The organism is Pantoea sp. ICBG 828 (assembly GCF_002928355.1).
GTDB lineage: Bacteria > Pseudomonadota > Gammaproteobacteria > Enterobacterales > Enterobacteriaceae > Pantoea > Pantoea dispersa.
The window spans coordinates 330,002-354,113 of record NZ_POWN01000004.1; the positions used below are offsets into that span (position 1 = coordinate 330,002).

At 57.3% G+C, this 24,112-nt stretch carries 17 protein-coding genes; all 17 read left to right on the plus strand.

Features of this window, described 5'->3' with window-relative positions; all coding sequences use genetic code 11:
* The first annotated feature begins 94 nt into the window (after positions 1-94).
* The 17 genes from C1Y43_RS12025 (at position 95) to C1Y43_RS23640 (ending at position 23,923) form a co-directional block, all read left to right on the plus strand.
* Positions 95-1,087, plus strand: coding sequence for a hypothetical protein (locus C1Y43_RS12025; protein ID WP_104188332.1), 993 nt, complete (start codon positions 95-97; stop codon positions 1,085-1,087).
* Positions 1,088-1,502: 415 nt separating this feature from the next.
* On the plus strand, positions 1,503-1,898 hold the full coding sequence (locus C1Y43_RS12035) for a lysozyme inhibitor LprI family protein (protein ID WP_233209831.1): 396 nt from the start codon (positions 1,503-1,505) through the stop codon (positions 1,896-1,898).
* Between the two features lie 310 nt (positions 1,899-2,208).
* Positions 2,209-4,029, plus strand: a complete 1,821-nt coding sequence (gene tagH, locus C1Y43_RS12040) for a type VI secretion system-associated FHA domain protein TagH (protein WP_104188334.1) — start codon at positions 2,209-2,211, stop codon at positions 4,027-4,029.
* Positions 4,026-4,817, plus strand: a complete 792-nt coding sequence (locus tag C1Y43_RS12045; RefSeq protein ID WP_058780946.1) for a PP2C family serine/threonine-protein phosphatase — start codon at positions 4,026-4,028, stop codon at positions 4,815-4,817. The genes tagH and C1Y43_RS12045 overlap by 4 nt, the downstream gene beginning before the upstream one ends.
* Positions 4,818-4,827: 10 nt before the next feature.
* Positions 4,828-5,805: a hypothetical protein gene (locus C1Y43_RS12050; RefSeq protein ID WP_058757159.1), complete on the plus strand. Its 978-nt coding sequence runs from the start codon at positions 4,828-4,830 to the stop codon at positions 5,803-5,805.
* A gap of 16 nt (positions 5,806-5,821) precedes the next feature.
* Positions 5,822-6,646: a type VI secretion system accessory protein TagJ gene (locus C1Y43_RS12055; protein ID WP_104188335.1), complete on the plus strand. Its 825-nt coding sequence runs from the start codon at positions 5,822-5,824 to the stop codon at positions 6,644-6,646.
* On the plus strand, positions 6,636-7,211 hold the full coding sequence (gene tssE, locus C1Y43_RS12060) for a type VI secretion system baseplate subunit TssE (RefSeq protein ID WP_021506795.1): 576 nt from the start codon (positions 6,636-6,638) through the stop codon (positions 7,209-7,211). Before C1Y43_RS12055 ends, tssE begins: the two co-directional genes overlap by 11 nt.
* A 2-nt stretch (positions 7,212-7,213) precedes the next feature.
* Positions 7,214-9,088, plus strand: coding sequence for a type VI secretion system baseplate subunit TssF (gene tssF, locus C1Y43_RS12065; protein ID WP_104188337.1), 1,875 nt, complete (start codon positions 7,214-7,216; stop codon positions 9,086-9,088).
* On the plus strand, positions 9,085-10,131 hold the full coding sequence (gene tssG, locus C1Y43_RS12070; RefSeq protein WP_104188338.1) for a type VI secretion system baseplate subunit TssG: 1,047 nt from the start codon (positions 9,085-9,087) through the stop codon (positions 10,129-10,131). The genes tssF and tssG overlap by 4 nt, the downstream gene beginning before the upstream one ends.
* Positions 10,132-10,185: 54 nt before the next feature.
* The gene (gene tssH / locus C1Y43_RS12075) at positions 10,186-12,795 is read left to right on the plus strand and encodes a type VI secretion system ATPase TssH (protein WP_021506798.1); all 2,610 of its coding nucleotides are present in this window, start codon (positions 10,186-10,188) and stop codon (positions 12,793-12,795) included.
* A gap of 29 nt (positions 12,796-12,824) precedes the next feature.
* Positions 12,825-14,282, plus strand: coding sequence for a serine/threonine-protein kinase (locus C1Y43_RS12080; protein WP_104188340.1), 1,458 nt, complete (start codon positions 12,825-12,827; stop codon positions 14,280-14,282).
* A 16-nt stretch (positions 14,283-14,298) separates the two neighbouring features.
* Positions 14,299-16,830 (plus strand): type VI secretion system tip protein TssI/VgrG, encoded by a 2,532-nt coding sequence (tssI, locus tag C1Y43_RS12085; RefSeq protein WP_104188341.1) that lies wholly within the window; start codon positions 14,299-14,301, stop codon positions 16,828-16,830.
* A complete protein-coding gene (locus C1Y43_RS24115; RefSeq protein ID WP_233209832.1) occupies positions 16,809-17,552 on the plus strand; it encodes a hypothetical protein in 744 nt (247 codons plus the stop codon). The genes tssI and C1Y43_RS24115 overlap by 22 nt, the downstream gene beginning before the upstream one ends.
* A 134-nt stretch (positions 17,553-17,686) precedes the next feature.
* Positions 17,687-18,613 (plus strand): hypothetical protein, encoded by a 927-nt coding sequence (locus tag C1Y43_RS23635; protein WP_146068659.1) that lies wholly within the window; start codon positions 17,687-17,689, stop codon positions 18,611-18,613.
* 134 nt (positions 18,614-18,747) lie between these two features.
* Complete coding sequence (locus tag C1Y43_RS12100) at positions 18,748-19,188, plus strand: DcrB-related protein (protein ID WP_058771505.1); 441 nt, start codon at positions 18,748-18,750, stop codon at positions 19,186-19,188.
* A gap of 2 nt (positions 19,189-19,190) precedes the next feature.
* A complete protein-coding gene (locus C1Y43_RS12105) occupies positions 19,191-23,528 on the plus strand; it encodes an RHS repeat-associated core domain-containing protein (RefSeq protein ID WP_104188344.1) in 4,338 nt (1,445 codons plus the stop codon).
* Positions 23,529-23,539: 11 nt separating this feature from the next.
* Positions 23,540-23,923: a hypothetical protein gene (locus C1Y43_RS23640; protein WP_146068660.1), complete on the plus strand. Its 384-nt coding sequence runs from the start codon at positions 23,540-23,542 to the stop codon at positions 23,921-23,923.
* Positions 23,924-24,112: the final 189 nt, after the last annotated feature.

Consider the following 24,112-nt stretch of genomic DNA (forward strand, 5'->3'; position numbering starts at 1 on the left):
GAAAATATAATTGAGCGGGATACAACTTACAGAAGAGATGTTAATAAGATTGTCTTTTAACTAAATAAATATTTAACTGCAAAAGGAGATTGTGATGACAGGTAAAACTTCCATCGAACCGGGATTTTGTGTAGTGCAACGCCCTGGAAGCCTTACCGAGCAAGCGATGTGGCTCTACGGTACGCGCAACATGCCGGCAGCAAATTACTTTTTGCAGTTAAATGCTGATGTCGCATGGGCTAAACCGGGACAAATCCTGATCGTTGCTGATCCGGAAGGAAACAATCATCCTGCGGCAATGAGTGCCCTGGCAACGGCAAAAGCGACAACCAACAATAATCTGGCGCATCTATCCGTTGATGAGGCTGACTTTTTCAACCGGCACTATGCTTCGATCGCTGCTATTACTAATTATATGGATCAAGCTTCGGGTCTAATCGGTGATGCAGGCGAGAAATACTTCTCAGAAATAGCAAAGAAACTAACTGCCATTGAAAATGCCTATCGCAACCAGTACCTGACGGCAGGCACGCTATTTGGTGAGCAGTTTTTTATTGAGCGTCGCCGTCTGTTTGGCGAACTCGAACAGCTGCTTAATCGCGTTTCGCGATTGATTCTGAATTTGAGACCCTACGATAAAATTAAACATGCATTGAATTTGTCCAGTTCATCCATTGTGCACGACTGGCAAACCGCTGGAGTCGGAGCAATTCGTGGCTACTCAACCTACGTAGATGGTGCAGCGAAAGCAGCTAAGTTTATGAAAGCCGGGGGGTTGGTAGCTGTAGGATTTGGTGCCTTAAATACGACGAATGAGGTCTATCAGGCTTGTACGGTTGATCGCAAAGATCAGTGTGCGCAGGTTGCGGTCGCAAAATATTCAGAGTTTGCAGCTGGTATTGCTGGGGGCTATTATGGGGCGAGCCTTGGTGCCGAAATCAGCACGAGTCTTTGTCTGGCATTAGGCGTTGCAACAGGACCAATTGGCATACTTGCATGTAGTATTGTTGGTGCTGCTGCAGGAGGGTACTTATTAAGTGAAGGCTTTAAAGCCGGGGCAGGTATAACTATGGAAAAGATACTTTGAATTTTTTACTATTAATATCTGTAGTTCTGATAAGCATAGGATGTATCTTGCAAATATATGCATTCATCCTCTTTAAAAAAAACAAGGAAAAACTCGATTTTATATTGAATGAGTTTCAGCGTCTAAATTTGCAGCTAGATATTACCACGCAGATTGCTAATCATTTTTCATCATTATTTCATCATAACAAGGTTTCATATTTTGCACGGCTTTATAAAGGTGTGACCATGTATCATAAGAAAAATGAGCGGGTTAGTGCTGAAACATATAATTTTGTTCAGAATCTCCCATCTGAAAAGATCAAATGGTTGCTCATGCTTCATAAACTAAACTTAATTAGTGCACTGCTTTTATTTGTAGGTGCCACAACTATTTTAATTTATAAACACACACACTGATTTGTTCAGGAGGTTGCTTGAGGTTTTCAAAGTTATATGTTTTTACTTTTCTTTTGGTAATGAATAAATCAGCTTTTGCTACAGCCCTCTGCTCCAGCGAACCCTCAGATAGCGCAGTTTATCAATGCACGCTTCATGAGAAGCAGTTAGCTGAAGACGCGTTGAATCGGGAATACACCGCGGCAAAAAAACGGATTGTATCGTCATACCGTGCGGATAAAAAACTGGCGGATGATTACCTTAGCACATTAACAAATACCCAACGTGGCTGGCTAAAGTACCGTGATGGACAGTGTAAGCTGGAAGCTTTTGATGCAGAGGAAGGGAGTATCGCTCACGAAGTAGCGACTAATATCTGCATTGTGCGCATCAATAAAAAACGCCTGGAATTATTGAGGCAAATTCCTTATTAAGGAAGGTCACTCTTCTCTGCCTCTTATCCGCTAATTGGCTTAGTGAACAACTCTATTAATTACAGCACCGCGCACATATTGTAGCGGCGCGATTCATCGCGCAATAGATTGTGCCGCTACAAAATTGCAATCATTTCTTTGCCAACTCAAAGACTAAATAGCAAATATGACACAGCGCATCGCGTTTTAAAGCGCAGCATCATTCACCTTATATCGCTCGCAGCATCGTATTACCCGCTTCCTATATTCCGCGTCTTTCCCGGAGAGCCGCGCAATATAGATGCCGAACCGCTAACCGCAGGAACCCGTTATGCGCTTTACGATAATAACGACTAAACCCGGCCACCAGCCGCCGCAAACCCGCTGTGACTTTATGCCGCCCGGCGGCACCATTGGCCGCGGAGTGGACAACAATCTGGTGCTGCCGGATGACGATCGCACCATTTCTCGCCTGCAGGCGATTGTGCACATCACCGCCGCTGGCGAATGCCGCCTCACCAACCGGGGCAACGTGACGCGCGTGCTGCTCAATGACATCCCGCTGGAGCGCGGGCGTCAGGTGGAATTACAGGATGGCGACGTGCTGGGCATCGATGATTACCAGCTGCTGGTCAACGATCTCAACGGCGCGCAGCAGCCGCAGGCCGCCACGCTGACACCGCAGCCGGTGGTGCAGGCGGCGGTAATGGCTGATGCGCCACCAGCGGAAAAAGATGCCAGCACCGCCGCGATCCCCAGCGAGATCTGGGACAGCCTCGCCAAAGAGTTCTCGATCTCTGACGATCTGTCGAAGCGCAAAGCAGCGGCCGAGGTGCTGCCGGAGGCCAATCCGCTCACCGCGCCGGCCAGCCTCGATCGCAACCCGGAGGATCCGCTGGCTCAGCTGGTGAACGATGCGCCGCTGGATATTGGCCAGCAGCCGAAAAACACCAGCCTGTTCGATGAAGGCGATGCGCTGTTCGCGCAGGAAAGTATCTTCGACGATCGCACCCCCAGCACACTGTCGGCGCAGCAGAATGCCGCCGCGCAGCCGCAGGTCGAAAGTGCTACCGAGCTCGATCCGCTCAGCCTGTTTGGCAGCCAGAGCAGCAGCGACGTGCGCAACCACGACGATCCGCTTGGCCTGATGATGGGTAATGCGGTTCCGCTCGCGCAGCCGGAGATTGCGCCGACACAGACGGTACAGCCGCAGCCCGACGTCCAGCCGGAAACGCCCAGTGAACCCTCGCCGGAGACGGCACCGGTCGGGCTGGCGGATCTCAGCAGTTCGCCACTGTTTGATGACACCGAAACCCAGGCCACGCCGCCGCTGATCGAACCGCAGGCGGAGCAGCCGGAGACGGTTGCGCCGCAGATCGATTACGGCGGTATTACGTTGCCCACGCCGCAGGCGGTGCAACGTGTACCGTCGCCGACGCCGAAAGGGCGGCTGCGTATCGATCCGGTGGCTTCCAGCCATCAGAACGCGGCACCCGCCAGCCAGGCGACAGCCAGCCACAGCAGCGGCGACGCGCTGAAAGGCGAACTGCTGGATGCACTGCTGGAAGGCATGGGATTGCGCGATCTGCAACCCACGCCGCAGTTCGACCGTGAGCAGATGCTGCAGTTTGGCCAGATGCTGAGCATGTTCTCGCAGGGCACCGTTGCGCTGCTGTCGTCACGCTCGATTCTTAAGCGTGGCGTCAAAGCGGATATGACGGTGATCCTTGATGACGCCAACAACCCGTTCAAACTGCTGCCGTCCGGCAAAACCGTGCTGATGCAGATGTTTGGCAGCCGTATGCCGGGCTTCATGCCGCCGCGTCAGGCGGTGCGTGATGCGCTGATCGATCTGCAGGCGCATCAGCTCGGCATGATCGCCGGGATCCGCGCCATTATCGCTTCGATGCTGCAATCCTTTAATCCGGATCAGCTGGAAGAGGAAGCACGCCAGGCGGGATCGCTGTCGCGCCTCGGCCTGCCGGGCAGCCGCAAAGCCGCGCTGTGGGAGCATTTTGTTGAGCGCTACGGCGAGACGGCGGGCGAGATTGAGGACGATTTCCATACCCTGTTCGGCGAAGCTTTCCTGCATGCCTACGACCTGGAAGTTAATCAGTACAAAGATTCACAAACCCACACGGATGACGCATGAATATCACCATTGCTTCCACGTCGAATCAGGGCGACCGCGCCAGCAATCAGGATCAAACCGGTGAGGTAATCGGTGAACGCTCAGCCTGCTTCGTGGTGTGCGACGGCGTAGCAGGATTTCCTGGCGGCGACGTGGCCGCCCGCATCGCGCGCAGCAGCCTGATGGAGGCGTTCGACGGTAACGCGCACCTGGATGCGCAGTCGATTCGCAACTACGTCAACCACGCGAATCACGCGATTCGCCAGCAGCAGAAAACCAGCAGCGAGCACAGCCGCATGGGCACCACGCTGGTCAGCCTGTTTGTCGACCGCGACTACGAGCTGGCCTACTGGGCGCACGCGGGCGACAGCCGGCTGTATCTGTTTCGCCGCGGCTACCTCTATCACGTGACTACCGACCATAGCCTGGTGCAGCAGATGAAAGATGCCGGTCACCAGACCGAAGGTATCAACAGTAACCTGCTCTATTTTGCCCTCGGCATGGGCGATGAGCAGCGCGACGCCAGCTACAGCGATGTGGTGGAAATAGAAGACGGCGACGCCTTTTTACTGTGCACCGATGGCTTCTGGCACGGCGTGACGCTGGAGCAGATGCAGCAGTCGCTGCACATGGTCAATACGCCGGAAGAGTGGCTGACGCTGATGCAGCAAATCATCCGCAACGGTCAGCCGGATAACGGTCAGCAGGATAACTTCAGCGCGCTGGCCGTCTGGATTGGCTCACCGCAGGACACCACCTTACTGCACTCGCTGTCCGAAGCGGCGCAGTTTTTCCCTCTTCGAGATTGAGAACGCCAACATGAAACATGGATTACTGGGTCTGGCTGCGCTGCTGCTCAGCACGCACGCATTTGCTGAGAACTATCGCATCGTGCAGTCCCCGGCACAGAAACTGGATGTCTGGATTGATGACGTGAAAGATAACCAGCTGGCGAGCTGGTGTAAGCGGAATGTTGATCTGCGCATCGTCACCCACGGCGCGAAAAACGTCGCGGCGCTGGAGGATTTTCTGCCGCGCGTCGCCGGGCTGATGGCATCGCAATGTAAAGCGCTGCAGCAGCTCAACTGGACGCTCAATGATGATGACGGCAACCCGATCGCCAGCGGCAGCGCTGCCAAAGCGCAGCAGTGGCAAACGGTGGTAACGCCGCCGCCCGCGCCCGTGCAGCAGCCAGAGACCGCTGCGGTTGCCCCTGCCGCGCCGGTGCTCAACTCGCCGCAGGCCGATACCACGCCGTGGCTGCAGTTCAGCCTGCTCGACGGCTGTCACTTCCGCACCTGGTGGCAGCATCCGGCGCAGACCAGCGCGCTGTTCGTGCCGTCAAAACAGGGGCTGAGCTGCGGTCAGGATGGCTGGCTGAGCGGCCGCAGCAGCCTGACGCAGATGGGCAACGGTGCGGCGAAAAGCGTGGTGGTGACGTTCCTGCAGGGCTTCCCGATTGCCGGCCTGAATAACAAACAGCAGAGCGCCGAGCTCAGCATCACTACCGTCAACAGCGAACGTATGGTGCTGAGCAACGAGAAGTCGCCAGACAGCTGGCTGGTGCTGCCGTTCAGCAGCCAGTTCAACGGCTGGCAGGCACCGGATCAGGTGGTGGTGCAGATGCCCGCCAGCGATGCCGCCGATGAGAGCGCGCTGCGTGCACGGTTGCAGGAAGTACGCAAAGTGTGGTCGCCGTGGCTGAGCGCCAGCGCACCGCTGAAAGTCCAGCTGGTAGAACAGCTGCATCCGGAGCTGAAAGATCCCGCCGCCGCGGTTTACCGCACCATCAACTAACGCAAAAGGAGCTTGCATGGATTCGCTACAATCGCGCCTGGCCAGTGCCTCACTGGCCGATAACCTCGCCGATATCACCCGCCAGATTCAGGCCAGCCCGGCCAATGCCGACCTGCGCGCGGCGTTTGTGCAGCTGTTGTGCCTGGCGGGTAACTGGACGCGCGCGCAAACCCAGCTGCAATCGTGGCTGGCGCTGACGCCCCAGGCGCAGCCGACCGTCACCTTACTGCAGCAGGCCATTGCCGGTGAGCAGCAGCGTGAAGCGGTACTGCGCGGCGCGGCGCAGCCGCAACTGCCGGGCAGCGCGTGGGCGTGGTGTGAAACCCTGCTGGCTGCGCTGACCGCCGACATCCGCGGTGACTTCGCGCAGGGCGCTGAGCAGCGTGCCGCCGCGCTGGCGCAGGCCGACGCCAATCCGGGTCAGCTGCAACAGCAGGAACAGACGGCAGACTTCGCGTGGCTGATGGACGGCGACAGCCGCTTCGGGCCGGTGTGCGAGGCCATCGCCAACGGCCGCTACTACTGGATTCCATTCGCCGCGATCCGCGAGATGGAATTTCAGGCACCCGCCAGCGTGACCGATTTGGTCTGGCGCCATACGCGCGTGCAGCTGGTGGATGGCAGCGAGCAGATTTGCCAGATCCCGGTGCGCTATCCGCTGCTGCCGGGGGCGGATGAGCGTTACCTGCGCGCCAGCGTTACGGAATGGCAGCCGCTGGGCCACGATGACCGCCAGTTTACCGGCCATGGCCAGAAGCTGTGGCTGAGCGACAGCGGCGAGTATCCGCTGCTGACGCTGCAGCAGCTGACGTTCCAGCCAGGCGGCAGCGATGAGCCGTGATAACAGCTCGCACAACGACGGCTATGCCCAGCTGCATGGCGGTTTCCGCGCGCGTAAAAATCGCGATGCGCTAACCGCGCGCGACAAGCTGCAATCCTCGTTACTCGATCGTCTGACTGACAACGCGCCGGACAAGCAGAGCGAAGCCAGCAACACTACGCTGATTTCCCACAGCACGCTGCGCCGCCACGTGCTGCGCGATCTGCAGTGGCTGTTTAACACCATCAACAACGAAGCCCAGCAGGATCTCAGCGCCTTTGGTGAAGTGCAGCGCTCGGTGTGGAATTTTGGCGTGGCGCCGCTGGCCGGACAGAATATCTCCGACATCGAATGGCAGGATATGCAGCGCAAAATGACCGATGCCATTCTGCATTTCGAGCCGCGCATTCTGCCGCAGGGGCTGCAGGTACGCTGCGTCAGCGATCTGAAGTCGCTCAGCCTGCACAACGTGTTATCGATTGAGATCAAAGGCCGCCTGTGGTGCGTGCCTTATCCGCTGGAGTTTCTGTTCCGCACCCAGGTTGATCTGGAAAGCGGTCATTTTGAACTACTGGATGCAGGTTAATCATGGACAGCAAACTGCTCGACTACTACAACCGCGAACTGGCCTATCTGCGTGAGCTGGGCGCGGAGTTCGCTGCGCGCTATCCGAAAGTCGCCGGGCGGCTGGGAATGCGCGGCATCGAAGTCGCCGATCCTTACGTTGAGCGGCTGATGGAGGGCTTTGCTTTCCTCACGTCGCGCGTGCAGCTCAAAATGGACGCCGAGTTCCCGCGCTTCTCGCAGCGGCTGCTGGAGATGATTGCGCCGTCTTATCTGTCACCTACGCCGTCAATGGCGATTGCACAGCTCACGCCGGATAGCCGCAAAGGCGACATCAGTAATGGCTTCCACGTGCCGCGCGGCACCATGATGGAGAGCCAGCACCTGAAGAAAAACGGCGTAACCTGCAGCTACACCACGGCGCACGATGTCACGCTGCATCCACTGCGCATCAGCGACGTTTCCCTCGGCGGCGTGCCGGGCGATCTGCCGCTGGGTGAACTGAAGCTCAGCGGTCGCGGTGCGGCCAGCGCGCTGCGCGTGCGTATCGCCTGCGAAGGCATTTCGTCGCTCAGCCAGCTGAATGTCGCCGATTTAATGCTGTATCTCAGCGGTCCGGACATTCAGGCACAGAAACTGCTGGAGCTGCTGATGCAGCACTGCGTCGGCATCGTGCTGCAATCGGTCGAACAGAAACCGCTGCGCCAGGTGCTGCCGGATGAAGCGTTACAGCAGGAAGGCTTTGCGCCAGAGCAGGCGCTGCTGCCGGACGATCTGCGTAACTTCGACGGTTACCGGCTGCTGCAGGAGTATTTTGCCTTTCCGGCGCGTTTCCAGTTCATCAGCCTGAGCCAGCTGGCACCGTTTCTGCGCCGCTGCGATAACGCGCAGGAATTCGACATTATCATCCTGCTGGATAAGGCTGACAGCGCGCTGGAAAGCGTGGTGGACAGCAGCCATCTGGCGCTGCACTGCACGCCGGTAATCAACCTGTTTCCCAAAACGGCCGAGCGCCTGAAGGTCAGCGACAGCCAGCATGAATATCATCTGGTGGTGGATAACATCCGGCCGCTGGACTACGAAGTGCACTCGGTGCAGCGGCTGTTCGCCACCGTTGAGGGCAAGCGCGAAGAGCAGTTATTCCGCCCGTTCTGGAGCACCTTCAGCGGCGACGACGGCGATTACGGTGCCTATTTCTCGCTGCGCCGTGAGCAGCGCACGCTGTCTGAGCAGGCGCAGCGTTACGGCACGCGCACCGGCTATATCGGCTCGGAAGTGTTTTTGTCGCTGGTGGATGAGCATCACACGCCGTGGCGCGACGACATGCGCTATCTGTCGGCAGACGTGCTCTGTACCAGCCGCGATCTGCCGCTGATGCTGTTGCAGCAGGAGCAGGGCAATTTCGTCATGCCGGATTCGATCCCGGTCGGTCAGCTGAAATTGTGTAAAGGCCCGACGCCGCCGCGTCCGGCGCTGGCCGAAGGGCTTTCCGCGTGGCGTCTGATCAGCCACCTGCAGATGAACTACCTGAGCCTGATGGACAGCAGCGACGGCCAGGGCGCGGCTGCGCTGCGCCAGCTGCTGAGCCTGTACGCCAATCTCGCCGAAGCGGCGGTGGCGCGCCAGATTGACGGTATTCGCCACTGCCAGCTCAGCGCGGTCAACCGCCGGGTGCCGGAACCGGGCCCGGTAGTGTTTGCGCGCGGCGTCAGCATCACGCTGGAGGTCGACGAACAGGCGTTCTCCGGTGCCAGTCCGTGGCTGCTTGGCAGCGTGCTGGAGCGGGTGTGCAGCCGGCTGGTGGCGCTGAATAGCTTTACCGAATTCACCCTCAACAGCCAGCAGCGCGGCGAGGTGGGCTACTGGCCGCCGCGCATGGGCAGGAAGGCGCTGCTATGAGCGAGGCGCAGATCATTCCGCTGCAGCGCGCCCAGCGGCTGCCGGACGATTTCTGGCAGGCAGTGATGGCGGCACCGTGGCGCTACGATCTGTTTCAGCTGCTACGCCGGCTGGATGCGCAGGGCGGCCAGCGCTATCCGCTGGGACGCGCGCCGCTGCCGAAGTTCGAAGCGCTGCGCATTGGTCAGCAACCGTCGCTGGCGTTTGCCCCGGCAACGCTGGCCAGCGTGCAGCCGCGCGCAGAGGACGCGCGCCATGACGTGGCGATTTACAGCTTTGGCCTGTTTGGCCCCAACGGTCCGCTGCCGACCCATCTGACGGAATATGTGCACGAGCGCATCGTGCACCATCAGGATCACAGCCTGGCGGCGTTTGCCGACATCTTTCACCATCGCGCCACGCTGCTGTTTTATCGCGCCTGGGCCGATGCGCAGCCGGCCGTTTCGCTGGATCGCGCCGATAACCGCCGCTTTGTCGATTACCTTGCCTGTCTGGCCGGCATCGGTTTACCGGCGCAGCAGCAGGCCAGTTCGCTCAGCCTGCATGCGCGGCTGATGCTGGTCGGCCATCTTAGCCGCCACGGTCACGACGCTGAAGGGCTGGTACGCATTCTGCGTCACTACTTTGGCGTACCGGTGCAGCTGGCACAGAACGTGCCGCAGTGGCTGACGCTGGACGAGCGCGATCAGGCGCGGCTGGGGGCCGGACGCCAGATGCCGCGGCTGGGCGAATCGGCGTTCCTGGGTGTGGCGGTGCGCGATGTGCAGCACCGTTTTCGCCTGCGGCTCGGTCCGCTGAGCGCGCAGCAGTATGCCCACTTTCTGCCAGATGCGCCGGGCGCGCGCGAAGTGCGCGACTGGGTGCGTCACTATCTCGGCATCGAGATGCAGTGGGACCTCAGCCTGATCCTGGCGGCGGAAGAGGTGCAAAGCGTCACGCTGGGAGGCAATGCCCGGCTGGGCTACACCAGCTGGCTGGGACACGCGCCACAGCCGCAGGATCGCGAAGATTTCATGTTTGAGGTTGAGGCAGCCGCAAGCTAGCCCAATCGCTTTTCCCTGTTACACAGCCTGCTTCTTACATTAAAGAGACCCGATATGTCAGAAATCAGCCGTGCCGTGTTATTCGGCAAACTGGATACGCTGTTATTTACCTCGCTGGAAAGCGCCACCGCCTTTTGTAAACTGCGCGGCAATCCTTATGTTGAGCTGGTGCACTGGCTGCACCAGCTGATGCAGCAGCAGGATGGCGACTTACAGCGGGTGATCAGCCATTTTTCACTGGATGAAAACGCGCTGACGCGGGATATCGTCGCGGCGCTCGACCGCCTGCCGCGCGGTGCGAGCGCGGTTTCCGATCTCGCCGAACACATCGACAGCGCCGTCGAGCGCGCCTGGGTCTACGCCTCGCTGAAGTACGGTGCGACGCGCATTCGCGGCGGCCATCTGCTGATTGGCATGCTCAAAACCTTCAACCTCGCCAGCGTGCTGAAAGGCATCTCCGGCCAGTTTGGCCGTATCAATGCTGATGCGCTGCTGGAGCAGTTCGACACGCTGCTCGCCAGCAGCAAAGAAGCACAGCAGGCGCTGGTGGCGCAGCCGGGCGCGGAGAGTGCCGCACCGGCAGCCAGCACCAGCACGCTGGCGCAGTACGCGCAGGATCTCACCGCACGCGCACGCGAAGGACGCATCGATCCGGTCACCGGCCGTGATGAAGAGATCCGCCAGATGGTGGATATTCTGATGCGTCGCCGGCAGAACAACCCGCTGCTGACCGGCGAAGCGGGCGTTGGCAAAACCGCGGTGGTTGAAGGCCTGGCGCTGCGTATTGCCGCTGGCGACGTACCGGCTCCGCTGCGCGATGTGCAGCTGTGGCTGCTGGATATCGGCATGCTGCAGGCCGGTGCCGGCATGAAAGGCGAATTTGAAGCGCGCCTGCAGGCGCTGATTAATGAAGTGCAGTCCAGCCCGACGCCGATTGTACTGTTCGTCGACGAGATCCACACGCTGGTCGGGGCCGGCGGCCAGCAGGGTACCGGCGATGCCGCTAACCTGCTGAAACCGGCGCTGGCGCGCGGCCAGCTGCGCACCATCGGTGCCACCACCTGGGCCGAATACAAAAAGTACATTGAGAAAGATCCAGCGCTGACGCGTCGTTTCCAGACCGTGCAGGTGCAGGAGCCGGATGAAGCTAAAGCGATTCTGATGCTGCGCAGCACTGTCAGCGCGCTGGAGAAGCACCATCAGGTACTGCTGCTGGATGAGGCAGTCAGCGCGGCGGTGAAGCTGTCGCATCGTTACATTCCTGCGCGCCAGCTGCCGGATAAAGCGGTGGCGCTGCTGGACACCGCCTGTGCACGCGTGGCGGTGAGCCAGGGCGCACAGCCTGCGGCACTGGAAGATTGCCTGCATCGTCTGGCCGCGCTGGAGATTGAAGCGGAGATCATTGAGCGCGAAAGCAAAGTCGGGCTGGGCGATGCGGCGCGTTCGCAGGCGGTTGCCGCGCAGCGCGCGACGCTGGAAACCGAGCGCGATGCGCTGCAGCAGCGCTGGCAGCAGGAGCGTGAACTGGTCGATCAGCTGATTGCCCTGCGGGCGCGCTGCGTGACGGAGGGCGAAGCCGCGCTGCGCGATGAGCTGGACGCGACGCAACAGCAGCTGCAGCAGGTGCAGGGCGAAGCGCCGCTGCTGTTTGCCGCCGTGGATGCCAGCGTGGTGGCCGCCGTGGTCGCAGACTGGACCGGGATTCCGCTGGGGCGCATGGTGAAAAACGAAATCGACGCGGTGCTCAATCTCGCCGATACACTCAACCAGCGCGTGATTGGCCAGCGTCACGGTCTCGATCTGATCGCCAAACGCGTGCGCACCTCACGCGCGCGCCTCGACAATCCGAACAAACCGGTCGGCGTCTTTATGCTGTGCGGTCCCTCCGGCGTCGGCAAAACCGAAACCGCGCTGGCGCTGGCCGAGTCGCTGTACGGCGGCGAGCAGAACATCATCACCATCAACATGAGCGAGTTTCAGGAAGCCCACACCGTTTCTACCCTGAAAGGCGCACCGCCGGGTTACGTGGGCTATGGCGAAGGCGGCGTGCTGACCGAAGCGGTGCGGCGTCGTCCCTACAGCGTGGTGCTGCTGGATGAGATTGAGAAGGCGCATCCGGATGTGCACGAGCTGTTCTTCCAGGTGTTCGATAAAGGCTGGATGGAGGATGGCGAAGGGCGCCACATCGACTTCCGTAACACCATCATTATTCTGACCTCCAACGTCGGTACGCAGCTGATCAGCGCGATGTGCGCCGATCCGGAGTTAATGCCGGATCCGGAAGCGCTGAGCACCGCGCTGCGCAAACCGCTGCTGGAGGTCTTCCCGCCAGCGCTGCTGGGTCGCCTGCTGGTGGTGCCATATTACCCGCTGAGCGACGCGATGCTGGCGGAAATCGTCCGGCTGCAGCTGGGCCGTATTGTTCAGCGCCTCGCCGACAACCACGGCATCAGCGCGCAGATTGACGATTCGGTCATCAGCCAGATCGTGCAGCGCTGCACGGAGGTGGAATCCGGAGGCCGCATGGTCGACGCCATCCTCACCAATACCCTGTTGCCGCAGATGAGCCAGATGCTGCTCAGCGCCCACGCCCGCGATGAACGCTATCGTCGCGTGCAGGTACGCTGTGAGCAGGGCGAGTTTGTTTGCCAGTTCGATGTCTAAAGCCGTTAGTGATCAGAGAGTTTTCGAAAATGTCGGAACACGATAATCCCCTCAACGTACCCAACGCTCTGCCGGTGGGTTACCGTTTCAATGAGTTTGAAATTAAAGAAGTGATCGGTGGTGGCGGCTTTGGCATTGTTTATCGTGCCTGGGATCATCAGCTGGAGCGTGATATCGCCATTAAAGAGTTTATGCCGGCTTCGCTGGCGGTGCGCAGCGATGATCTGAACCTGGTGCTGCGCAGCGAACGCTTCAGCAAAACCTTTCATGCCGGGCTGAACAGCTTTATTCAGGAGGCGCGCCTGCTGGCCCGCTTCAACCATCCTAATCTGCTGCACGTGCTGCGTTTCTGGGTGCAGAACGACACCGCTTACATGGGCACGGTGTTTTACAGCGGCACCACCTTATCGAACCTGCGCGAACGCAATCCGCAGCTGGTGGATGAAGCCTGGATTCGTCGCCTGCTGCCACCGCTGCTGGGTGCGATCAAAACCATCCACGACGCCGGTTACCTGCACCGTGATATCTCGCTGGATAACATCCAGATCCAGAGCAGCGGTGAGCCGGTGCTGCTGGATTTTGGCTCTGCGCGTAAAACCATTGGCAACCTCTCGGATGAGAGCGAAACCATGCTGCGTCCGGGCTATGCGCCCATCGAGCAATACAGCGATAACGACGAAAGCGAACAGGGCGCGTGGACGGATATTTACGCGCTGGGCGCGGTGCTGCACACGCTGATCACCGGGGCGCCACCGCCGGTGAGCGTGGTGCGCAGCATCGAAGATAACTACCAGCCGCTGGCCGCGCGCCGCCTGCCGGGCTACTCCCAGGCCTTGCTGACGGCGGTGGACCGTGCGCTGGCGCTCAAGCCGGAAGATCGGCCGCAGGATATTGATGCTTTTGCCGGGCTGATGGCGCTGCCAGAGCGCGAACCGGAACCGCTGCTGAGCGCCAAAATCAGCGGACCGGGCACCATGCTGGTGCCGGTGGAAGAGGCGAACGAAGCCGAAACGCTTTCGCCGGTGAAATCGCTGCTGCGCCATCGCTTTGCGCTGCCGGGACTGGTGGCCGCGGGCGTGCTGGTGGGATTGTGCGTGGGGCTGCTGATGTCCGGGGGCGATGAGCCTGCGGCGCCGGCAGAGACGGTGCAAAACAGCGCGCCAGCTGCTGATCCGGCAGTTTCACCTTCAGCGTCGTCAGCGCCAGCCGCAACGGCAGCGGTAACGCCGGAAAAACCGCGCGAAGCGGAGCAGCAGCCTGCACCGCCGCCGGAGCCGGTCGCGCAGGTTTACATCAAGCTGCAGCAGGGCGAACGCGTCCAGGTGAATGGCAAACCGCAGGCGCTGGTGCCTGCCGCCAACGGTTTTGCCGCGCTGCAGCTGGCGCCAGGCAACTATACCTTTGCCATCAGCGGCCAGGGCGGCACGCGCGAGCAAACGCTGACCATCAGCGAAGAAGGCGTCTGGTTGCTCGATCCACACAGTTAATCATCAGGGATTTATTATGTTCTCACGCATCACCGCGCAGCTGCCGATGGACGGCCTGCTGTTCTGGAAACTCACCGGCGCCGAGGCGCTGTCGCAGTCGTTTGAGCTGAACGCCGAGCTGCTGGCCACGGACGCGCGCATCGACCGGCACGCGCTGCTGGGGCAGCCGGTCACGTTCACGCTGCCGACGCAGAGCCTGCTGTCGCCGCGCTACCTCAACGGGAAAATCACGCGGGTGGCGGTGCGCAGCGAGGAGCTGAGCGGGACGCGCTACGCGGTGTACCAGCTGCGGGTGGAGCCGGACCTGTGGCCGATGCGCCGGGACCGCAACCTGCGGATATTCCAGGGTCAGACGGTGCCGCAGATAGTGCAGGCGCTGCTGCAGGAGAACGGGGTGAACGTGGAGACGCGGCTGGGCAGCAGCTACCGGGTGTGGGAGTACTGCGTGCAGTACCAGGAGAGCAGCTTCGACTTCATCAGCCGGCTGATGGAGCTGGAGGGGATTTACTACTGGTTCCGTCACGAGGCGGAGCGTCACGTGATGGTGCTGTGCGACGGGGCGGACCAGCACGAGGCGTTCGCGGGCTATGAGACGATACCGTACCACGTGACGGCGTCGGGCGGGAGCGTGACGGAGGAGGGCATCAGCCAGTGGTCGCTGTGCGAGAGCGTGACGCCGGGGATGTACAGCACGGACGACTACGACTTCCGCAAGCCGAACGCGTGGATGCTGCAGGCGCGGCAGAACCCGGTGTCGCCGGTGCCGGGGGCGGTGGACGTGTACGACTGGCCGGGCCATTTTGTCGACCACAGCCACGGGGAGTTTTACACGCGCATCCGCCAGGAGGTGTGGCAGGTGGCGCACCACAGCGTGAGCGGAACGGGGACGGCGACGGGCATCGCGCCGGGGTACCGGTTCGGCATCGTGAACGCGCCGCACTTCAGCGACAACGGAGAGTACCTGGTGACGTCGGCGCGGTACGACTTCGAGGAGAACGGGTACGCGAGCGGCGGCGGCGGGGCGCGGCACAACATCGCGTTCACGGTGCTGCCGTCGTCGGTGACGTACCGTGCGGAGCCGGCGACGGCGTGGCCGAAGACGCACGGGCCGCAGACGGCGAAGGTGGTGGGCCCGGCGGGTGAGTCAATCTGGACGGACCGCTACGGCCGGGTGAAGGTGAAGTTCCACTGGGACCGCCTGGCGAAGGGCGACGACACGAGCTCGTGCTGGGTGCGGGTGTCGAGCGCGTGGGCGGGCCAGGGGTACGGCGGGGTGCAGATCCCGCGGGTGAACGACGAGGTGGTGGTGGACTTCATCAACGGCGACCCGGACCGGCCGCTGATCATCGGTCGCGTGTACAACGAGGCGAGCATGCCGCCGTGGGCGCTGCCAGCGGCGGCGACGCAGATGGGCTTTTTAAGCCGTTCGAAGGACGGCACGGCGGACACGGCAAACGCGCTGCGCTTCGAGGACAAGGCGGGCGAGGAGCATCTTTGGATCCAGGCGCAGAAAAACATGGATACGCACGTTAAAAACGATGCCAGCCACTCGGTCGCCAACAACCACAGCCATTATGCTGGTGGCAATGAGTTGTACCGCGTTGAGACCAACCGTGTACACGGTATCAAAGGCGGCGAGGAGCTCCTGACCGGACAAGGCAAGCTGGATGCGGCAGTTGATACTTATGTCCTGGGATCCGGCACCAAACTGCGTCTGGAGTGCGGTGAAAGCGCTATTGAACTCAACGCTAACGGTCACATTAATATTGTCGGTAAAGGCTTCAATATTTTCGTGCAGGGCGATGGCCACATTACAACGTCTGGCGGCAAGCTGAACCTGAATACTGACGGTGCAAAGCCCGGCACCGGTGCGCCAGGTGCTGATCACAAACAGAATATCAGTAAAGCGGTAGAGAACTTGTTCCCACCGAAACAGAAAGGACAGGCGGCTCCGGCTGCGCCGAAAGCTGCCAAATCTGAACCAAAAAATGCCGCAGACCAAAAGTATGACGATAACTTTAGTAAGTTATCGCCAATAATTCTGCGGCATGAAGGTGGTTATGCCAATCGTGCGGCAGATAAAGGTGGGCCAACTAATCACGGTATTGCATGGAAAACATGGCAGAGATATGCTCAGGAAGATGTGGGCGTTGAGCCCACGCTAGATAACCTAAAAAAACTTACTCCAGAACAAGCAGAAGTTATCTACAAAAAAAGATATTGGGATGCCAAAGGATTTAATGATATTAAGGATCCTAAGTTAGCATTAATGTCATATGACTGGACTATTACATCTGGTGGGGCTGGCAAACAAATTCAGAAGTTATTGAATAGTCAATATGGGAAAAACTTAAAGGTGGATGGGGCTATCGGGCCAGATACCATCGCCGCAATGAATAGTGTTGCTGATTCTAATGAGTTAACCGAAAATATCGCAGAGATTAGGAAGGTATATTATAAAAATTTAACTATTTCAGATCCTAATAACCTTCCTAATTTAAATGGATGGATTAACAGAGTAAATGATTGTCTGAATTTCAAGGGCTAAATAAAATGAGAAATAAATTTTCGATGTTTGCAGTTATATTATTCGCTAAATCTACATTTTTGTGGGCTGCGGTGGATTTCAACGGTGAGTGGTCTGGTGCTGCGGGTAATGAAAATAGCTCCGATTATTCCACGTTAAATATCAAGCTCAGGCAAGTTGATGGGAAGGTTGTTGGGCGCTACTGCTACATTACGAATAGTGGTAATCGTATTGATTGCCCTGGTGGTGATGAGAATAACTTACATGGCGTTGTAAAGAATAATAGAGCTAATGTGAAATTTGACTCTGTCTTTGGTGGTAAAAATGGAGAGGCTGAATTGACATTAAATAATAACGCCATGCTCTGGCATTTAATTGTACTGCCGAGCCATGGTGAGTTTTATGCTCCCAAGGATTTTTCCCTTAAAAAGATAGAGACAAATAGAAATGCAATGTTAAAAAGCAGGGTTTTTTCGACATCAGGATTCACTGTGACTCTTGTAAATAACTGTGGGGGTTTTTATACCAGTTGTAAAAATGTAAAGTATTATGGCATGAGAAATAGCGATGGTAGCCAGATTTCACTTACCGGCCACACAATTGATTCCCCTGATGCAGCCAAAGCAGTTGGTATGATTTTCAATAATGGAAATATAGAGTATGGCATTAATTTTGAGCCGTTAACGCTGACGGTATCAAGAGACAAAAAGGTATTGCTATCACAGGATGGAAAGTGGGAATGAAAATGTCCAGGAGCGTATTGCGTAAAATGTATCTTGCCAGGTTAATAAATGATTTTTAGGTTTTTATATACAGCTGTACTATCCGGGTTGATGATCGATTTGAGTTTTAAAAAGTTGGCTTGTCGGGTAAGTTGATGCGTAATAAATTATCTTTACTTAGTGTTGTGGCAGTTATGGTTTTCGGCATGATGTCAGCCAGAGCAGACGTAGTGATGTCTGATTATAATAGTCTTGAAAAAGTTTCATCCGTTTTTAGCAACAAGGAGGTACTGCTGAAGCTAAAGAGCATTTTGGGCCCTGATTACGATACCTTCAGTCAAAACTTTGATGTGTATGGTGAACCGCACCTGACATCAGCAGGCGGATTGTTTGTGAAAGGCTGGTTAAGAGATCTCTATCTGGAACAGGCTTCAGCCTTTGTAATACAACCTGATGGCAGGACCTATGCTGCATGGACAGATGCTAAAACGGGCAAAATAAGTTATCGATGTAATGATAATACTGAGAAAACTTTGCAGCCTGATATTGCTGCCTGGGCAAAGCGTTTCAATAGCGACCCTGCGGGGGATTCTGCAGGTAACTTACAAGTAAACTGTACCTGTAAACCTCTTTCAGCCTCCGACTTCAGTGTGGAAATCAATCATTATCGTGTCTCACTGGGAGACGAATGGGATAATCTGACAAAGCAGCACGCCGGAGTGCCGATTGCTGAAAGCTATGCTGGCGACAGACATTCAGACGACGGAAATTATCATTATTATCAGTATAACTATCCAGGTTTTAATATTTACTCTTCCAATTTAAACTGGGGAAAAGAGCATCGCGACAGTGATAGCTATATCATAGCGCAAATCACCCTTAATTCTCCGGGAATCAAAACGTACAGAAGTGTTTCAGTTGGTGACAGCGAAAGCGCTCTGCAGCGTCGTTATGGCAAAGGCGCTGTAGATGACAGTGATGATCAATACTGGATTTATTACGAGGGTGATGGAAAACGTCTCTTATTTCAGATTGAAGAACATCGCATAAGTCATATTATGATGGTTTTTAATGATGCGTAATGTGTCATTATCAATAACTGGCTAATATGCAAATAAAAGTATCTACTGGCGATGGATCGGCTTAATTAATTTCGTTTCGCTAAAGTGATTCCACATAGATCCATCCTCATTTATTCCTCTAACGGATATCCAACATGCACTACCAATTCAACGAGGGCGCGTTCGCCCTGTTTCCGGCTGGCTGGCAGGATACCAGCATGAATATTCTGCGCGATGAGGCCACCGGGCTGGCGCTGATCGTCAGCCGTGGGCCAATCGCCGAAGGCAGCGATTTTGAGCAGGAGTTTCACCGTCAGTGGGATACGTTGCGCAGCCAGATGGGCCATGTAGAGCAGAGCGAATTTACACGCGTGCTGGCGGGAGCCGACAACACGTTGCGCGCCATCGAAGTGGAAACGGCTTTTGATCGCAACGGGCAGGCACTGTGGCAACGTCAGCTGGCAGTAAACGTGCCTGAAACCAATACGTTGATGATATTTACTTTTTCAGCCATGCGGCCTTTTGATGAAGAAGACGGGGCACGCTGGCATGCCTTCAAACAGAGCCTGACACTGAACGCCCCACGGAAGGGATAATTATGGATAAGCACGCGGCCCGCCAGGGCGATGACATCATTCATTCCAGTATTTTCGCCGATATCACCAGTATCGTCGCTGAAGGTGCGGTCTACGCCGCGATGGGCGCGATTGTTGCCGGTGTGGCTACCGTAGCTGCTCCGCTGGTTGGCGTGGGTGCGCTGGCGGCGGTAGGCAGTAGCTGTCTGCTGAGCGGTATCATCGCGGGTGCGGTGGCGAATGTGGCAGGTATCACGGACGACATCAGCGCGGCTGCGGATGGCATTGGCGACATGCTGTTCCCGCCGTCGCCTGCGGGTGTCATTGCCAGCGGTTCGGATAATGTAATCATCAATGGCTTAGCGGCGGCTCGCGCGGCAGGAGAACTGACGGCAGGCGATACGCCACCACCGGAAGCGCAGTCGGCCGGATTTTTTGCCGACTATGCCGGCAAACTGCTGGCGGTTGCCGACCAGTTCGCCGGGGCGATGTGGCAGCCGACGATTGCCTCCGCTGCCGCAGGTACCTCGCCACTGGAACAGGATAAAGTTGCGTGCGAGAAACACAGCGGGCCACAGTATCTCGCTGAAGGATCTAAAAGCGTATTCATCAACGGCCAGCCGGCGGCACGTGCTAAAGATCGCACCACCTGTGGCGCGACCATCAGCGATGATGTTTCAGCCAACGTCATCATTGGCGGTGAAACGCTAACGGTGCGGGATATCAAAAGCGGCAAACAGCCCGGTCTGGCGCTGGCGATGATCGGCCTGTCGTTGATCCGCGGTCGTCCCGGCCAGATCCTGAAAAATATGCCGTGTGCGCTGGCAATGGCGGGCGGCGGCATGCTGGCCGATATGTCTATCAACGCGATATTTTCCGCGCTGCACCCGGTACATGCAGCTACCGGCGTGAAAGTGCTGAATGATGATGCCGAGCGTGATTTCTTGCTGCCGGGACGTTTTCCCCTGCGCTGGCAGCGCAGCTATAACAGCCTGACGCAGCGCGCCGGCCTGTTTGGCCGTGGCTGGTCGACGGTGTTCGACAGCTATCTGACGCTGGAAGGCAATCAGGCCACCTGGTTTGATGACAACGGCCGCGAACTGCGTTTTGCCTTGCCCGGTGAAAAAGAGGTGCTTTACAGCATCAGCGAAGGACTGATGGTGCGACGCAATGCGCACGGTGACGTGGCAATCGCTGACGATGACGGCGCGGTCTGGCGCTTGTACAAACCCACCGCCAGAAACCCGCAGCTCTTGCGTCTCGCCTCGCTGAGCGACGAGTACGGCAACGCGCTGGAGATGGGCTGGGATGAGCAGAGCCGGCTGGTGCGCATCCATGATGAACCGCTGGCGATTGACGTGACGCTGCACTACAACGATGAACGCCATCCGCACCGCGTTACCGCTGCCAGTCACTTTGACGGTGAACAGCACTGGCCGCTGATGCGCTGGAGCTTTGATGATCACGGCCAGCTGGCCAGCGTCACCGATGCGGCAGGCATTGAGACGCGCCGTTTCCGTTATAACGTGGATGGCCTGATGGTGTGGCACCGCCTGCCGGGCGGGCTGGAGAGCGAGTATCGCTGGCAGCTGTTTGATCACTGGCGGGTGATTGAAAACCGCACCAGCAGCGGCGATGGCTGCCGTATGCAGTACGATCTCACGGCAGGTATTACCCGCGTTTCTACCTACGATGGACAGCAGCGCGAGCATCACTGGAATGCACAGGGATTGATTACCTGCTACATCGACGAGCGCGGCGAGCAATGGCGCTACGAGTGGGATGACAATGAACTGCTGACGCGCCGTATTGACCCGCTCGGCCATGCGGTGAACTTTAACTACGACGAGCTCGGTAACCGCATTGAAGAGCAGGATGCCGATGGCAATGCGCAGACCACAGAGTGGTTAACGCATCGTGCCCTGCCCAGCGTCATCACCCAGCCTGGCGGCGCTGCCATCCGTTATTACTACGATATCCATCACGGACTGGAACGGGTGGTCGATGCGCTCGGGTACAGCACGCGTTATCTGCGCGATGAGTTTGGGCTGATCACTGAAGAGATTGATGCGGCGGGCAATCGCTATCGCCGTGAGTATAACGATGCCGGGCAGGTCATTCGCGAGACGGACTGCTCCGGCCAGACTACGCGTTACCGTTATCATCCGCTGGGCTGGCTGAGTTGTGTTACAGCAGCCGATGGCGAAGAAACGCGATACTACTATGATGCCGCCGGGCGGCCCCGGCAGATGGAGCGTGCTGAAGGCTGGGAAGAACGTCTGGAGTGGAGCGAACGTGGTCTGCCAGTGGCGTATGCCTCGGCATACGGTAAACGCAGCGAATTCGCTTACGACCAGGCCGGCAGACTGACTCTCTCGCGAAACGCGCAGGGCGAAGAGGTGCAGCGCCGCTGGGATAGCCGTGGACGTTTAATTTCGCTGCAAAATCAGAACGGTGAAAGCTACCACTTTGAATGGGGCGCAGATTCGCTGCTGCTGGCGCAGGTCGGGCTGGACGGTGTGGCAACACGCTACGACTATGATGCCGCCGGACGCGCAGTTGCCCGCACTTTCGCCGCCGGTCACCCGCAGGCCATTACGCACCGCTTCGCCTTCAGCCCGGCAGGGCAACTCATGGCGCGCATCACCCCGGAAGGCCAGACGCGCTATGACTATACCGCGGCGGGCCAGCTGGCAAGCGTGGCGCAGCATCTGCCACTGGGGGAAAACCAGTGGAGCCGTGAAGCCGAGCAGGCGATTACCTTCGCGTATGACAAGGCTGGTCGCGTGATAGCGGAGCAGGGCGATCAGGGCAGCCTGGCGTGGCAGTACGACGCGCTGGGCAACTGCACTGCGCTGACGCTGCCGGATGGCCGCCAGCTGAAACAGTTGTATTACGGCAGTGGCCATCTGCTGAGCATTGCGCTGGATAACCTGCCGGTCAGCGAATTTACGCGCGATACACTGCACCGCGAGCTGAGCCGCAGTCAGGGCGGACTGACCACGCGCAGCGATTACGATCGGCTGGGTCGGCTGGTGCGTCGCGATGTGTTCGACGGTGAGGCACAGCGCCCGGCACCGCGCCGCTGGTCACGCCGGCGTGATTTCGACTACGGCAACAACCTGATTCGCGAACAGCGCGACGACAATCCTTTCAGCCAGACGCTCTGGCACTACGACAGCGCGGGCCGTCTGCTGGCGCAGGAAGGTGCACAGCCCGGTAATGATACGTGGCAGTGGGATGGCGCGGGTAATCCGCTGGACCGCAGCGCGGCAGCAGCGGTAACGCACAACCGTGTTACGCAGCTGAACGGCATCCGCTGGCGCTATGACGTGCACGGTCGCACCAGTGAAAAGGATGACGGTCAGACGCGCTGGCGCTACCGCTATGATGACGAGCATCGCCTGATCGAAGTCGTCAGCGAACCGCGCGATCGCAACAAGCCTCAGGTGCAGGTGAGTTTCCGCTACGATCCGCTCGGGCGCCGCATCAGCAAGCGCGTGCAGCGTTTGCTGCACGGCAAGCCGGCCGGAGCAGCGACCCTCACCCGCTTCGTCTGGGACGGTTTTCGTCTGCTGCAGGAAATACACGACGATGTGCCACTGACCTACGTATACAGCGACGCAAACAGCTATGAACCGCTGGCGCGTATTGACGGCAATGAGGGCGCGGAGATTTTCTGGTTCCACAATGCCGCTAACGGCATGCCGGAACGCCTGACAGACAGCGAAGGCCGCATCAGCTGGGAAGGCATCAATAACGCATGGGGCAAACTGCTGCGCGAAACTCATCAGCAACTGCCCGGCTACGACCAGAACCTGCGTATGCAGGGCCAGTACCTGGACCGTGAAACCGGACTGCACTACAATCTGTTTCGTTACTACGATCCGGACAGTGCGCGGTTTACTCAGCAGGACCCGATAGGGCTGGCGGGTGGGCTGAATCTGTATGTTTATGCACCCAACTCTATGACATGGATAGATCCGCTTGGGTTGAGTAAATGTTCAGATGCTGAAAGTCAGAAATTATATCGAGGGGTTAGTGCAAAACATCCTGAATTAGAAAATGCCAGAAAGGGTATTGTAAAACCAGCAAACCCTCATGCTGATTTGTCACCTGAACAACATGCAGAGGGTGGATTGACGGGTGAAAGCCAATTTGTATCATGGACTCCTGATAAAGAAATGGCTTTAGGTCATGCTAATAAAGACGGACCAGGAGGGGTTCTGCTGAGTGTCCCTGTCGGAGCGCCTCCTCAGGGAGCTTCATGGTCTTGGGGATGGACACATATTAACGACTGGGGCGAAGTTGAGATGTTGCAATTGGGTACACGAAAAGGCGTGATCGTCACCGTTTTATGAGGATTAACTGTATGAAGCATCTGAGTTACCTAAAATCCATTTTTCCTAAAAAACGAGAGGAATGGACAAGATATTTAAACGGTATGCTTATGTCGGATAGCTTAATAATAGGTAATCCATATGATGAGGATTTGAATTTATTACTTCTTAAGTATAAAAAAAGGAACTATATAAATAAAGGACATGGAGAGGAAGTGTTAGGGCTTAATGATTTGGTTGTGAAAATAAATTCTTGCTTGGGCGATATTAAGGCTACGGTTTATCCATTGAAAAATGATGTTTATTCCGGTGATTGCATAGTCTTAAAAAATGAAATTATAGGGTGTGCTTTTATCAAGAGAGGTCGTTCCTCTTATAAAAAAGGGCTTTGGATAAACGGAAGTAAAATAGATTAAAGGAATTGCTTTTAATGAAAGTTAGACGGTTGTTTAGCAATTTTTTTTGCCATTTCTTACCTTTAGTCGATTGAGTGTGTGTATAAAATTGAGTTCAGCCGGAATACATAAAATTTACCTGACTCGGCATGAATCTAGTTGGAGAAATCAGTAATAACAAAACAGATGTGAGCGTGCGTTATGCTTATG

Coding starts and splice junctions, on each gene's coding strand:
- tssH (WP_021506798.1), top strand. CDS start 10,186: ATGTCAGAAATCAGCCGTGCCGTGTTATTCGGCAAACTGGATACGCTG.
- tssE (WP_021506795.1), top strand. CDS start 6,636: ATGAGCCGTGATAACAGCTCGCACAACGACGGCTATGCCCAGCTGCAT.
- C1Y43_RS12050 (WP_058757159.1), top strand. CDS start 4,828: ATGAAACATGGATTACTGGGTCTGGCTGCGCTGCTGCTCAGCACGCAC.
- C1Y43_RS12105 (WP_104188344.1), top strand. CDS start 19,191: ATGGATAAGCACGCGGCCCGCCAGGGCGATGACATCATTCATTCCAGT.
- tagH (WP_104188334.1), top strand. CDS start 2,209: ATGCGCTTTACGATAATAACGACTAAACCCGGCCACCAGCCGCCGCAA.
- C1Y43_RS12055 (WP_104188335.1), top strand. CDS start 5,822: ATGGATTCGCTACAATCGCGCCTGGCCAGTGCCTCACTGGCCGATAAC.
- tssF (WP_104188337.1), top strand. CDS start 7,214: ATGGACAGCAAACTGCTCGACTACTACAACCGCGAACTGGCCTATCTG.
- C1Y43_RS12045 (WP_058780946.1), top strand. CDS start 4,026: ATGAATATCACCATTGCTTCCACGTCGAATCAGGGCGACCGCGCCAGC.
- tssG (WP_104188338.1), top strand. CDS start 9,085: ATGAGCGAGGCGCAGATCATTCCGCTGCAGCGCGCCCAGCGGCTGCCG.
- C1Y43_RS12100 (WP_058771505.1), top strand. CDS start 18,748: ATGCACTACCAATTCAACGAGGGCGCGTTCGCCCTGTTTCCGGCTGGC.
- C1Y43_RS23640 (WP_146068660.1), top strand. CDS start 23,540: ATGAAGCATCTGAGTTACCTAAAATCCATTTTTCCTAAAAAACGAGAG.
- C1Y43_RS12080 (WP_104188340.1), top strand. CDS start 12,825: ATGTCGGAACACGATAATCCCCTCAACGTACCCAACGCTCTGCCGGTG.
- C1Y43_RS23635 (WP_146068659.1), top strand. CDS start 17,687: ATGCGTAATAAATTATCTTTACTTAGTGTTGTGGCAGTTATGGTTTTC.
- C1Y43_RS12025 (WP_104188332.1), top strand. CDS start 95: ATGACAGGTAAAACTTCCATCGAACCGGGATTTTGTGTAGTGCAACGC.
- tssI (WP_104188341.1), top strand. CDS start 14,299: ATGTTCTCACGCATCACCGCGCAGCTGCCGATGGACGGCCTGCTGTTC.